The sequence below is a fragment of the Serratia sp. 1D1416 genome (genome assembly GCF_003641105.1).
In the GTDB taxonomy this organism is placed as follows: domain Bacteria; phylum Pseudomonadota; class Gammaproteobacteria; order Enterobacterales; family Enterobacteriaceae; genus Serratia; species Serratia ficaria.
On sequence record NZ_CP032738.1, the window covers coordinates 406,881 to 420,876 of the forward strand.

The 13,996-nt window shown below is 64.2% G+C and carries 7 protein-coding genes and 1 pseudogene; all 8 read right to left on the reverse strand.

Going from position 1 to position 13,996, the window contains the following annotated elements:
• Positions 1-24 precede the first annotated feature (24 nt).
• Complete coding sequence (gene recD / locus D7I37_RS01995) at positions 25-1,875, reverse strand: exodeoxyribonuclease V subunit alpha (protein ID WP_129543219.1); 1,851 nt, start codon at positions 1,873-1,875, stop codon at positions 25-27.
• Positions 1,872-5,420 (reverse strand): exodeoxyribonuclease V subunit beta, encoded by a 3,549-nt coding sequence (gene recB, locus D7I37_RS02000; RefSeq protein WP_129543220.1) that lies wholly within the window; start codon positions 5,418-5,420, stop codon positions 1,872-1,874. Before recB ends, recD begins: the two co-directional genes overlap by 4 nt.
• Complete coding sequence (gene ptrA / locus D7I37_RS02005; RefSeq protein ID WP_129543221.1) at positions 5,417-8,305, reverse strand: pitrilysin; 2,889 nt, start codon at positions 8,303-8,305, stop codon at positions 5,417-5,419. Before ptrA ends, recB begins: the two co-directional genes overlap by 4 nt.
• A 330-nt stretch (positions 8,306-8,635) precedes the next feature.
• A pseudogene (recC, locus tag D7I37_RS02010) lies at positions 8,636-12,006 on the reverse strand (exodeoxyribonuclease V subunit gamma).
• A 32-nt stretch (positions 12,007-12,038) separates the two neighbouring features.
• Complete coding sequence (locus D7I37_RS02015; protein WP_061796784.1) at positions 12,039-12,395, reverse strand: prepilin-type N-terminal cleavage/methylation domain-containing protein; 357 nt, start codon at positions 12,393-12,395, stop codon at positions 12,039-12,041.
• A complete protein-coding gene (locus D7I37_RS02020) occupies positions 12,385-12,831 on the reverse strand; it encodes a YgdB family protein (protein ID WP_095099011.1) in 447 nt (148 codons plus the stop codon). Before D7I37_RS02020 ends, D7I37_RS02015 begins: the two co-directional genes overlap by 11 nt.
• A complete protein-coding gene (locus D7I37_RS02025) occupies positions 12,828-13,406 on the reverse strand; it encodes a prepilin peptidase-dependent protein (RefSeq protein ID WP_061796788.1) in 579 nt (192 codons plus the stop codon). The genes D7I37_RS02020 and D7I37_RS02025 overlap by 4 nt, the downstream gene beginning before the upstream one ends.
• The gene (locus tag D7I37_RS02030; RefSeq protein ID WP_061796790.1) at positions 13,394-13,903 is read right to left on the reverse strand and encodes a prepilin peptidase-dependent protein; all 510 of its coding nucleotides are present in this window, start codon (positions 13,901-13,903) and stop codon (positions 13,394-13,396) included. Before D7I37_RS02030 ends, D7I37_RS02025 begins: the two co-directional genes overlap by 13 nt.
• Positions 13,904-13,996: the final 93 nt, after the last annotated feature.

Here is a 13,996-nt window from a genome sequence, read left to right on the forward strand (position 1 = left end):
GGCGGCGCTGCGCCCTTCCGCCGTTTAGTCGGCGCGCTGCAAACGCTCGGCCAACCCGCTGCGCCGCTGGGTTGGCGTGCGGATCGCTTTCATCAGCACCCCATCGGCGGCGTACAGCGAAAGCTGCCTGCGCGCCCGGGTGATCGCGGTATACACCAGCTCACGGGTCAATACCGGCAGGAAATGATTGGGCAGCACCAGCACCGTATGATCGAACTCCGAGCCCTGAGACTTGTGCACCGTCATCGCATAGGCTGTTTCATGCGCCGGCAGGCGGCTGGGCTGCACCGACTTGATGCTGCCGTCGGGCAATTGAAAATGCACGCGCAGATCGCCGCTCTCATCGCGCAATGCGATGCCGATATCGCCGTTGAATAATCCCAGCGCGCTGTCGTTGCGCCCGATCATCACCGGCCGCCCCGGATACCAGCGCCCTAACGCCGCCGGCGGGCGCTGGATTAACCCGGCGCGCTGCAGCCCGACCTCGATGCGTTCGTTCAGCCCGGCGACGCCGAACGGCCCCTCGCGCAGCGCGCACAGCACCTGGAAATGACCAAACGCCGCCAGCACCTCCACGGCATCGGCCCCCCCGGCCACCCGCTTCAGGTAATCGCGATAGCCCGCCACGCACATATCCAGCAGCGCCTGATATTCTTCGGTGGTCGCCAGCGGATAACCGGCGACGTCGCTGAAACGCCCGCCGATCGCCGCCCGTGCCCGCTCGCCATCGCCGGCGTTAACCGCCTGCGCCAGCTGGCCGATGCCGGAATTGGCGTCAAAACGATAGCTCCTGCGCAGCAGGCACAGGCTGTCGCGCACCGCCGCTTCCGCCTGCGCCGGCCGCCCCTGTAACCGATAGCCGGTCAACCGGGTAAGCTCCGCCGCGCGTGCGTCGCTGTACCCTTGCTCGGCGAAACGGCAAATATCGCCCAGCACCGCACCGGCCTCCACCGAGGCCAGCTGATCGCGGTCGCCGAGGAAAATCACCCGCGCCTGCTCCGGCAAGGCGGCGATCAGGCGCGCCATCATCGGCAGATCGACCATCGAGGCCTCATCCACCACCAGCACGTCCAGATGCAGCGGATTGCCGCGATGGTAGCGCATGCGCTGGCTGTTCGCCTGTGCGCCCAGCAGCCGGTGCAGCGTCGCCGCCTCCGTCGGGAACAGCGCCTGCTGCGCCGGCGTCAACGCCAGTTTTCGGCTGGCGCTGCCCAGTGATTCGGTCAACCGCGCCGCCGCCTTGCCGGTCGGCGCCGCCAACTGAATGCGCAGCCGTTCGCCTTCGCCAAGCTGCACCAGCGCCGCCAGCAGTTTGGCGACGGTGGTGGTCTTGCCGGTGCCCGGCCCGCCGGAGATCACCGCAATGCGCCGGGTCGCGGCCACCGCGGCGGCGATTTTCTGCCAGTCCGGCTCATCGGCTGCGGCGCCGAACAGCCGGTCGAGAATGGCGCGCAGCTGCGCTTCCTCCACCGCCTGATGCTCGCTGTCGCCGCTGATAAACGCCGCCACCTCGCCTTCGTTCTGCCACATGCGCTGCAGATACAAACGCTGATTCTGCAGCACCATCGGCGTGGCGCCGCTGCCGTCGCCCACCGCCGCGCTTTCCGTCAGGCGCTGCCGCCAGCGGGCGGTGTCCGGTTGCCCGGCCGCCAGCCAGGCGGCCTGCGCCAGTTCCGGCTGCCGCCCTTCAAACAGCTGGTCCGCCTGCAGCTGCTCCAGCATCAAGCAGACATGCCCGGCCCCCGCCTCGGCGCTCAGGCAGGCGGCGGCCAGCAGAATATCGGGTTGGTCTTCGGTCGCCACCACGCGGGCGAATTGCACATCCAGCGGCCGCAGTACGCCGAGCGCCACCGCCTGCTCCAGCAGCGCGATCATGATCCCTCCTCCGACGCGGCGGTCTCGCCGCTGAACAACCGATCCATGCCTTCCACCAGGGACTGTTCCGGGCGGCAGGCGAAGATGCCGTTGCCCGGGTGTTGTGCATCCACCCCGCGCAGGAACAGATAAATCACGCCGCCAAAGTGGCGCTGATAATCGTAGTCCGGCAGCCGGTGGCGCAAATAACGGTGCAGCGCCAGGGTATACAGCTGGTACTGCAGGTCATAGCGATGCTCCGCCATCGCCTGCTCCATCGCCGGCCGGGTGTAGGCGCTGCTGTCCTCCCCCAGCCAGTTGGATTTGTAATCCAGCAGATAGTATTTGCCCTGCCAGCAGAACACCAAATCGATAAAACCTTTGAGCATGCCCTGCACCTTGTGGAAATCCAGCGCCGGACAACGGGCCGACAGCGGATCGTGACGCTTCACCAGCGCATCCAGCGCGGGGGCCTGCAACGGTCGGTTGATCGGCAGATAAAACTGCAGCTCGGCCTGCTTGTGCTGCGGCGTCAGCGCAGACAGCGTCACGCCGCTGTCGTTCAGCGGCGTGGTGAGCAAGACCTGCATCCACGCCAGCAGCACCGGCTGCCAATGGTCGGCGAAGCCCTGTTGCTGCAGCTGCGCCAACAGCCACTCTGCGTCCAGCGGCTGGGTGAAGTCCAGGGTTTCAAACAGGCTGTGCAGGAAAGTGCCGGGCGCCGCGCCGCGCGGGAAGGTATGCGGTGTGAGCGCTGGCTCACTGTCTTCGGCCTGCTCGCCCGCGGCATCGATATCCAGCCGCGGCAGCAGGTCCTGCATCAGGCCGGCGCCGTGCTGCTGCAGCCCGGTATAGCTGGTCACCCGCCAGAAATCCTGGATTTGACGGGTGAAATGTTTTGCCGCCAGCGTTTCAGCGGCTGCCGTGTTCGGCTGCCAGGGGTGTTCATCCGGCGTCTCGACCACCGCCAGCGCCACGCCGTCGCCAGCCAGCCGCTGCAGGCGCTCATGCAGATAAAGCGCATCGCCGGCTTGCCCGGCCTGCACCAGATAACCCAGCGCGCTGCGGTGCAGATCGGTGTCGCCCTGCTTCTTGCGGGTGCCCTGGATCAGCGGCGCAATGCCGATGCTGCAGTGGTACACCGAGCGGGTCAGCGCCACGTACAGCAAGCGCAAATCTTCCGCCAGCCGTTCTTCTTCCGCCCAGGCCTGGCTCTCTTCGTTGGCGTTGAGGTCCAGCAGCGCCTGGAAGCTGTGGCGATCGTGATACAGCGCCTGCTGCTGCTGGCGGAAATTGCCGACGAACGGCAGCCACACCAGATCGAACTCCAGGCCTTTGGATTTGTGGATGGTGATCACCTGCACCAGATGGCGATCGCTTTCCAGCCGCAGTTGCTGGTTATCGGACTGGCGGTTGGGCTGGGCAATTTGCTGCGCCAGCCAGCGCACCAGCGCGTGTTCGCTGTCGAGCTGCGCGGCGGCCTCCTGCAACAGCTCGCCCAGATGCAGCACGTCGGTCAGGCGCCGTTCGCCGCCGGGGCTGGCCAACAGGTTCTCCGCCAGCTGGCGGCGCTTCATCACCTCGCTCAGCATCGGCAACACGCCGCGGCGCAGCCACTGGGTACGGTATTGGTCAAACTCGACCACCAGCGCGTCCCAGGCCCGTTCGTCGCGGCTCAGGCCGTCCAGCGTAGGCGCATCCAGCCCCATCAGGCCGGTGGCCATGGCGCTGCGCAGCGTGCGCTCCTGCTCCGGCGCCAGCACCGCCTGCAACAGCCACAGCAGGTCCTTGGCTTCCGGCGTGTCGAAAACGCTGTCGCGGTTGGAGAGATAGACAGACGGAATGGACAGCGCGCTGAGCGCATCGCGCACCAGCGCCGCCTCGTTGCGGCTGCGCACCAGCACCGTGATGTCCGAGGCCTGCACCGGTCGCCGGTTTTTACCGTCGTTCAGCCAGGCTTGTTCCCGCTGCCCGGCGCCGAGCCAGTCGCGGATTTGCGCGGCGCACAGGCGCGCCATCATTTGTTGGTAATCACTTACCCCCACGCCCTCGCCCTGCTGCAGCCAAAACTGCATCGCCGGCTGCGGCTTGTCATGCAGTTCAAACGCCAGCCCTTGGTTCTTTTCCGCCGCACTGACCTCGATAAAGGGAATTTGGTCGAACAGGAACGGCTTATCCACCTGAGAAAACAGCTGGTTGACGCTGGCGATCATCATCGGAGACGAGCGCCAGTTGGTGTCAAGCGTGTAGTGGGCGTTCACATCGGAACGGGCGCGCATATAGGTGAAGATGTCGGCGCCGCGGAAGGCGTATATCGCCTGCTTCGGATCGCCGATCAGCAGCAGGCCGCAGTCCGGCCGGCCGACATAAATCTTTTGGAAGATGCGATATTGCTGCGGGTCGGTATCCTGAAATTCGTCGATCATCGCCACCGGATAACGTTGACGGATCGCCTGCGCCAGTTGCTCGCCGCCGCCGCTCTGCAAGGCGCTGTCCAGCCGGCTCAGCAGGTCGTCAAAGCCCAGCTCGGCGCGCTGGCGCTTTTCCTGCTGAATGGAGGTGCGAATTTCACTGAGCGCGCGCGCCATGATCAGGTCACGCAGCGTCAGGGGCTCGGCAAACAGTTCATCGATCGCGCTGAACAGCGGGTGACGCGGCGGTTCGCCCTTTTTGGTTTTTTCCAGCAGCACCGACTGGCGGAATTTATCCAGCTCCTTCGGCAGCTGGTAGTCCTGGGTTTCCTGTGCGGCCCACTCGCCGACCTTGGTCAGCCAGTTCGGCAGGTGCTTGCTGCTGTAGCTGCGCTTGTCGACGCCGGACTGGCCGATCAACGCCTCCAGGGAGCCCGCCGCCCGCCACTGCGCCTTGATGGCGTCGATGCGCGCCACGATTTGTTCGTGGCGCATCAGCACCGTTTCGCCGTCTTTCGGCGGCTGGCGCAGCCGGGGCGCCTCACCGTGCAGGTAGCCGGAAAGATCGGCCAGCAGCGCTTCCGGGCCGCTCCACTCCTGACTGACCGCACGGGCGACGCCCAGCGGCAGCGGGTAGCAGTGGCGGCGCCAGAAGTCCGCGCAGGCCTGCCGACGCAGCGGCAACTCATCCTGCACCAGAGTTTGCTCAAACAGCATGCCGGATTCGAAGGCGTTGTGGGTCAGCATACGCTGGCAGAAGCCGTGAATGGTGTAAATCGCCGCTTCGTCCATCTGCCGTTCGGCCGCCAGCAGCTGCGCGGCGGCGTCGGCCCGATCGTCGATTTCAGCCATCAGCGCGGTAAACAAGGGGTTATCGCTTTTACCGCGCACGCAGGCGATGCGCAGCCCGTGGATATTGGCGCGTATGCGCCCGCGCAGCTCCTCGGTGGCGGCCTCGGTAAAGGTCACCACCAGGATCTCTTCGACCGTCAGCGGCCGGGGGAATGCCGCCTCCCGCCCCAACCCCAATAACAGGCGCAGATACAGCGCGCCGATGGTGAAGGTTTTGCCGGTCCCCGCCGACGCTTCTATCAGCCGCTCGCCAAACAGCGGCAGCGTCTGCGGATCAAGCCTCTGCGGGGCCGTGTCTGTCATGGCGTCGCCACCTTGCGCGGCAGAACGTGCTGCAATGCGGAGGCGTCAGGATAAGTGACCCAGCCCTTCTGCTCGGCATAGTCCGCCTTGTCCTGGCCGCTGCCGCTAACCTGCGACAGCACCGCCAGCCCCTGCGGCGCGATCACCGCCTGATGGAAGAAGTCCGCCAGTTTGGCCGGCGTCAGCTGCTTGACCTGCGCGATCAGCTTCTGGCGGGTATCAAAGGCGAAATTGCCGCGGTCGAAGTCGTTGGCGAAGCGGCTGGCTTCTTCGCTCAGGGTTTGCGGCCGCTGCTTCAGTTCGTTGATCAGCGCCTGTTTGTATTGCTCAAAGTCCGCCTCGCTCATCGCGCGCAGGCGTTGCTCCGTTTTCGGGTAGAAGTCCTGATAGCGCTGGTACAGATAGCCCGGCTGCTTGCTGTTGCTCTGCAGCAGGAAGCCTACGCCCCACTGGCGGCCTACCGACATCGGGAAGGCGAATACCGCATAGCCCAGCTGTTCTTCGGTGCGCAGCTGGCTGTAGAACCACGGCTGGATAATCTGCCCCAGCAGCGAGCTGTAGGCCATGCCGGCCACTTCATCGTAGCCGGTCGGCACATAGACCGCCGCCAGCGCCGAGTCGGTGCTGCTGCCCGCGCGCTGCAGGTTGGCCAGCCGTTTTTTGTCCACCACCACGTCTTCGCCGTGCCACCACTCAACGCCGGTGCAGCCCAGGCGATGCTTCAGCGTCGAGGCCAGGGTGTCAACCTGCTGCTTGCTCATGTTGCCCACCACCAGCAGCTCCGGCGTCGCTTCGGCCAGCAGGCTGTCGCGGTAAGCCAGCACGTCTTTCAGCGTCAGGGTTTTCAGCACCTCGCGGCGCTCACTGCGCTCCGAATAAGGCACGCGCGAAATCATCTGCACCGGCTGGATCGCCAGTTCAAACGCCTTGCCCTTCTCGGCCGCATCCAGCTGCTCCAGATACCAGGACTTGGCCTGCGCCAGCTGCTCTTCGGTCGGGGTGAAGCTGGAGTAGCCTTCAATCAGCGAGGTCAGCAGCTGCGGCAGGCGCTGGGTAAAACCGTTGGCGTTAAACATCAGGCCGTTGTTCGGCGAGGTGGAGAAGCTTAAACCGCCTACCGATGCCTGATAGCTCAGCTGATCGAGCGCAATGCCGGCCAGATAGTCGGTCAAAGAGAACAGCACCTGATTGCGGGCGGAGTCCATGGTTTTGGCGTTGCGGAAGGCGACGGTAACGTCCGCCTTAGGCTCATCGGCAAAGTATCGGCTCGGCATGTACAGCACGCGCAGGCCCGGCTGATCCACCACCATTTCCGGCTTCTTGAACGCGTGAGACGGCTTGGTCAGGGTAAAATCATCCGGAATATACGGATTCAGCGTCGGCAACGACAGGGAAATGCCCTTGCCCAACTGCTGCCACTGCTCAAAGCGCTGCGGCGTGATTTTATCCACCTGATAAGGCGCGTTGACGAAGTAGGCCATCTTGTTGTGCGGCTCATTCGGGCTGACAAACCAGACGCGCGCATTTTGCGGCGTCATGGCGTCAAGACGCTCGGCGATCGCCTTGGCGTCATAGCGATCCGCCAGATAAGGTGCGTCCAGCGTGTGCTCGACCGGCACGCGCAGCATGGTGTCCACCAGCCATTCGATGTAATCCATGTCGCGCGTGATCGACGGATAGCGGAAATCCAGGTTCAGGACGTGCGAGATCTCGTCAAAGTAGCTTTGTTTGATGCCTTCGCTGCGCAGCATTTTCAGGTAGTTGAAAATGGCGGCTACCACGTCGTCACGCCTGGCCAGGCCTTTGTCGGTCAGCGACACGCTGATCGAGAACACGCCGCCGTTGCGGTCGACCATGGGATCGGCGCCGGCGTTGATCGCATCCGCCAGGCCCTGCTGCTGCAGCCAGTCGGACAGCGTGTTTTTACTGCGGTTGCCAATCAGGTAGCCGATGTAGGTATCCGTTTTACTGCGGAATGCCGCGCTGTTGTTGTCGATGCGGAACTCGACCTTCAGCTGTTTGCGCGGCTGAGCCGGCACGTAGTGAATAATGATGCCCTGCTGCTCCGGCGTTACGGCCGGCACGGTGATCGGCGGCACGCTGGCGTCATGATTCGCCACCCGGCCAAAGGTTTTGGCTGCAATTTCCGCCAGCTGCGGCAACGACTGGTTGCCGTACAGCACGCCCATCATCAGATTGGCCGAGTAATAGCGCTTGTAGAAATCGGTCAGTTCGTCGTGCAGCTTGCTGCCCGGTTTGTCCTTCAGGGTATCGAGGTTGCCGCCGGAGAAGCGCGCGCTCGGGTGCGCCGGGTTCAGCGTTTCCGCCCCGACCTGCGCCATGCGCATGCCATCGCGCGAACGCGCCATCGTCAGTTCGGCATTGACCGCATTGCGTTCACGATCGGCATTGCCCGGCTCCAGCAGCGGTTCCGCAATGGCATCCGCCATGCGATCGACCGCCGGTTCCAGCGCGTCGTTTTCCACTTCCAGATAGAAAGCGGTGCGGTAGGAAGCGGTGCTGGCGTTGTGGCTGCCGCCGTGCTTTTTCAGGAATTCCGACAGATTTTCCGGCTGCGGATAGCGCTTGGAACCCATCAGCACCATGTGTTCCAGATAGTGAGCCAGCCCAAGCTGGCTGTTCGGATCCTCCAGCGAACCGACCGGCAGCGCCAGTGCCGCCAGCGATTTCGGCGCCAGGGCGTCGGACACCAGCAGCACCGTCATGCCGTTCGCCAGCTTGATCGCCTGATAATGCCGCGGATCCTGTTCGCTTTTATTGATCTTTTCCGCCAGCGGTTGCCATCCCTGTGCGGCCCAGCTTAACGGCGCCCAACACATTGCCAATAATACCAACCCGGTGAGGCGGGCCAACTGTCTGCGCATATCCAAAATGAACCCCTATTCTGACACCGTCCCGCCCATTCCCTGACGCGACGGTGTTCATAAAAATCACGCAACTTTTTCCCTCATGCATAAAGCCGCCTTCGTATTGGCTACGCTCACTCACCCGGCTTATGGGCCCATGTTGGCCCTGCGGGATGGGTTTACTTGCCGTTTGATGCGGCCCCCGGCATTTTGGGAATAAATCTATATGCCTGTACGTTATGTAAGACCGGGAATTACCCCAATGGTTGAATATAACCTGTGTTATTTTTACCACCTCCCGACACGCAGTACCACCGGGGGATGGTTACCTTGGGTAAGGCCACGGAGTTACCCTAAATTATGTCGCGCCACCGGCAACAGGTAACGTTCTGTTTCGGCCAGAATTTGCGCCAGGCAGTCGTTGTCCAACTGACGGAACACCCGTTGGACATAAGGATCCTCGCCCTCGCCCGGGATGCGCTGATCGCCCTGCCAGGCCTGCAGCAGCTTGGCGCGCGCTTTGACCTGCGCCTCTTCTTCCCAGTCAATCTGCTGCGTTTCCGGCTGGTAGCATTGGCTCAACCAGGCCCACCCGCTTTTGTTCAACAGCAGCAGCGGTTGGCACAGGCCGCGCCGGTACCCCGCCAGCAACGTCGCCAGCTGTTTGCGCGCCTCTTCCGGCGCCAGCGCCGCAAAGCGCCAGGCGGAATTTTTGCGCCCATACATACGGCTCTCACCCGCGCCGCCGGCACAGCAGTACGCCAGGTGCTCCAGCCATAGCAGGATGCCGTCCACCGCCGACAGGGTGGCGGGCCGCCAGCGCAGCAGGCCATCGTCCTGCACCTGATGCAGCCAGCCGCTGATACGCACGCCGTCGATGTCGATATCCAGCTCCAGGCTGTGGCCCTCGCGGCGTTCCGCGCGCACCAGTTCGGCCAACTCGATCATCTCCTCCTGCTGTTTCTGCCAGTAAATCTCGCCGAAGGCGCCAAACGGCAAACCGCCGGCGGCGCGCACCCGTTGGAACAGGCGGGTCGGATCTTCACCGTCTATCAGGGTGTTTAACAGCTGGCTGTTGAACTGGTAGCGGCTGAGGTTATCCAGCGTGAAGGGTTCTTCGTCCGGCAGCTCGGTCTCCTCCAGGATAAAACTGACGCCGAGGCGCAGCTGGAAGAAGGCGCGGACCGGGTGACGATAGAACCGCAGCAGGTCGTCCAGTGAGATTTGCTGTTCGCCGTCAGGGAGCAACGGCTGATTGAAGGCCGGGTGCGCCGCGCCGCGCCGGTCGGCGGCGGGCAGCCATTCGGCCGCGTAGCTTTGCTCCTCGCTGCCGGGCAGGAAATTCTCGGCGGCGAACGGCATGCGCGCATGCCACTTCAGCAGGTGTTCGCCGACGCGCTGGGCGCTGCCGTCGGCGTCCAGCGTTTCATCCCCCGGCAGGCAATAGCTCTGCTCCAGATACTCCAGCAGCTCGGTAACCAGCACCGAAGGATAGCGCAGGCCGTTATCCTGTATGGAGCGGCCGATAAAGCTGATATACAGCCGCTGCTGCGCCGACAGGATCGCCTCGAGGAACAGGTAGCGGTCGTCGTCGCGGCGGCTGCGGTCGCCGCGTTTGACCTGCTGCGCCATCAGGTCAAAGCCGAGCGGCGGCAGCGTGCGCGGATACACCCCGTCGTTCATGCCCAGCAGGCAAACCACCTTGAACGGGATCGAACGCATCGGCATCAGGGTGCAGAAGTTGATTTGCCCGGCGAGGAAACGCTGGCTGATGCGTTCCTGATCGAGACGCGCCGCCAGATCGTCGCGCAGGATGCTCAACGGCACCGCATCCGGATAACGAGCCGCCAGCCCGAAGCCGATGGCCTGCTGCCACTGCTGCTCGATCAGCGCCAGCACCACTTCGGTTTCGCCATCCGGTTCGAAGAAGGTGTCCAGCAGCTGGCGGCACAGCGGCAGCCACGCCTCCAGCGGGCGCGCTTCGCTCAGCAGTTGCCGCCAGCGGCTCAGGCTGGCCAACAGCTCCGCCAGCTGCCCGGCCAGTTCGGCCACCAGCCCGCTCGATTCGTCATAGGGCAGAATGCCCTGCCAATCGCCGGCTTTGCTGTCCATCGCATAGCCAAGCAGCATGCGCGTGATGCCAAACCGCCAGGTATGCTGGCCGGTCGCCGGCAAATCCAGCTCGCGCACGTTGTCGTCGTCCAGCCCCCAGCGCACGCCTGATTCGCCAACCCAATGGCGCAGCAGGCGCAGCCCTTCCTCGCGGATGGCGAAACGCGCCGCCAACGCCGGCACCTCCAATAGCGCCAGCACCTGTTCCGAGGTAAAGCGGCTCTGCGGCAGATCGAGCAGCGAAATAAACGCCTGCAGCGCCGGATGCGCCTGGCGCGCTTTGCGGTCGGAGATCGCAAACGGCAGGTATCGCTCGGCGGAGGCATTACCGAACACCGCCTGAATGTAGGGGTATAGCTGTCGATGTCCGCCACCATCACGATAATATCGCGCGGCGTCAGCGCCGGATCTTCCGCCAGCATGGTCAGCAGTTGATCGTGCAGCACCTCCACTTCGCGCTGCGGGCTGTGGCAGGCGTGCAGGCTGAGTGAACGGTCCTCCCGCTCCAGCCGGCGTTTGGCCGCGCTGCTCTCCAGCGTTTCCGGCGTGCTGCCGATCACCGCGTGATCCTCCAGCTCCAGCATGTCGCGCTGAATGGCGTGCAGCATATTGTCGGCGGGAATATCAACGAAGGCATCGACCTCCTGCACCCTGTCCATCTGCGACAGCAGGTAGAGATGATCGCGCCCCAGCTTGCCCCAGGAGGCCAGCAGCGGGTTGCTGAGCTGCTGTTGCCCTTCGGCGTCAAACAGCTGCGCCGCCGCGCCGGGTTCGCGGAATAACCCCTGCTCCCGCGCCTGATGATAGTGGCGGCGCTTGCGGCTTTGCAGGCGGGCGAGAAACGCGTAGTCCTGAATATCGCCCCAGTAATAGCGGCAGGGGTTGGTGAACATCAGATGAATGTCGATATGGCGGCCCAGCGCCTGCAGCGCTTCCAGATACACCGGCGGCAGCGCCGAAATGCCGCAGATAAACACCCGCGGCGGCAGACCCGGCGGGCAGTGCTCCGCGTTATCCAGCGCGTTGATAAAGCGGCTGTACAAGTTGGCGCGGTGCCATTCCGGCTGCCCCAACTCACGCGTGTATTCCACCAAACGGGCCCACAGCGGGGCCTGCCACTGCTGGGCTTCCGCCAGGCCGTCGATGCGCTCGCCGCGCTGCCAGCTTTCCAGCCACTGCGGGCGATACACCAGATATTGGTCAAACAGGTCGGCCACCCTGCCGGCCAGCTGATGAATTTTACGTTTGTCGCCGTCGTCGGTGAGGTAGTGCTGCAGCGCGGCAAACGCCGGCTGGGTCAGCAGTTCCGGCAGCAGCCACATCAGCTTCCAGGTCATGGCGTCCTTGCTGAAGGCGCTTTCCTTCGGAATATCCGGCAGCACCCGGGTAAACATGTCCCAGATAAAAGTCGCCGGCAGGGGAAAGGCGATGTTGGCGGCGATGCCGAATTGCTCCGCCAGCTGCATTTGCAGCCACTGCGCCATGCCAGGGCTTTGCACCAGCACCACTTCCTGTTGAAAAGGATCGGCCAACGGATCTCTGGCTATCAACGCACTGGTCAGCGTTTTCAATAAATCCAACTGATTGGAATGATAAACCGTAAACATTGGGGCTCCTTTAAAACAAAATACGCGCCAGATTAGCGGCGGGTGCAATACCAACGGCTCAGTTCCGCCCATTGCCGCTGCGGAGTCTGTATCTTCACCACTAGCCGCCGGCAACCGGCGTCTGCGCTGTCGAGCTGCAGCTCGCGCCGCCAGCCGGAGGGCGGCGGTTCGGCATCGGTTCGCCCGGTCGCGGCGAAGACCTCCAACTGCTGATGCGCCAGCGACCAGGCCTGGCGATACTGCCACTGGCGCTGGAACGACTGCAACAGCACCTGATGATACTGTAACAATCCCAGCAGCGACACCGCGAACAGCAACGCGGCCACCAGCACCTCCGGCAGGCTGAAGCCGTTCCGGCCTCCGCCGCCCCGCCGCCGGTTAGTCCGCACAGCCGGCCGGCCCCTTCTCCGGGCAGAAATCCAGCCAGCCGCCCGGTTCGGCCATCAGTTCCACATCCGCGGCATCCCCCCCGGCCCTGGCCAGCTGATACAGCCTCAGCGGCTCGCCGCCGCGCATTTCCCCCTCGCCGCGTACCAGCACGACGCCCTGCCGGGCGGAAAGCCTGACGCAGGCGCTAAAGCCGAAGCCTGGGCGGCACAGCCAGCGCTGGCCGCTCAGCCGTTCGAGCGGCCAGCGCTGGGCCATGCCCCAGCTCAGCGCCGAAGCGGCCTGATTATAGGCCAGCAGGTAGCGCCGCTGATCGCTCGCCAACAGCAGCGCCTGGTCTAATTGGCGATGCTGGGCATTCAGCAGCATCAGCCCCATGACCAACAGCAGCATCACCGCCGCCAGCGTGCTGCCGCCCCGCTGGGCAGGCGCGCTCATGGCAACGCGGCCAGGCCGATGGCCCAGCTGAGGCTGCGCCTGATGCCGCCGTCGCGGGCCGAACGCCCCGCCAGCGTCAGGCGGGCCAGCGTTTTGCCGCCATCGCCCGGGGTGAGCGCCACGCTGAACGACTCTATGCGCACCTCATCCTGATCCAGCAGCCTTTCCCAACCGGTGCCGCGGCAGTCGCTGACGCCGCGCTGCGCCTCGATGGCCCCCAGCCGCAGCCGATAGCCGAAATAGCCGGCGTCCTCGCCCGTACCGGCCCATTGGCCGCTGCGGGTGATGTCATAGGCGACGATCACGCAGCTGCCCGCGGCTTCGCCCGGCGCGCGGTCGAGCAGTAGCGCCCTCCCCGGACAGCGCCCGGCGCAGAATCCCGCGCGGCGCAGATCTTTTTCTATGCCGAACGCCAGCTGCCGCAGCGCCAGCTCCAGGCGATAGTGCTGGCCGAGCGCCACGCTTTGCTGGCGCAACAGCGGGTAAGTTTTGGCCGCAGCCAGCGCAATCAGGCTGCCAAACGATAGCGCCAGCAGCACCTCCGGCAGGGTAAATCCGCGCGCTAAGGTTGGCATAGGGCTATCCCCCGCACGCTCAGCCGCTCGCTGCACAGCCTCAGCCGCCCTCTTGCGGACAACACCAGCCGCAGGCTACCCGCGCCGTTGCTGAGGACGATATGCCCGCCCTGCGCATTGTTGCGCAGGCCGTAAAAACCAAAATCCTTGCCGGTATGGGCACTCAACAGCACGTCGCGGTAGTGCGGAAGATAAAACTCGCCGGGCGGCGAAACGCAGTCCGGCGGCGGTTCGCCGCTGCCGATGCACCAGGGTTCTCCGGCTTTGAACCACAGCAGCGCTGGGCGGTTGCGCCAGTTGGCGTCCGCCTGCAGCCGGACCAGAAACGCCAACAGCTGCTGAGCGGTATGCTCAAGCCGCAGCGCCTGTTGATAATGGCGCCAGTGGCTGACGCCCCAACCGGTAAGCATGCCGGCGATCAGGATCACCGCCAGCAGCTCGATCAGCGTCATGCCGCGTTGGCGGGCATCGAAGAAAAAATCGGAATTAGCGTTCATGGCGGCCAGTGTAATGGCGGCAATGCAGGGATAAAGCGGTGATCGACGGGGTTGAAGCGCGCTGCGCAATCTTTTCCCTGTCGATACAGATGA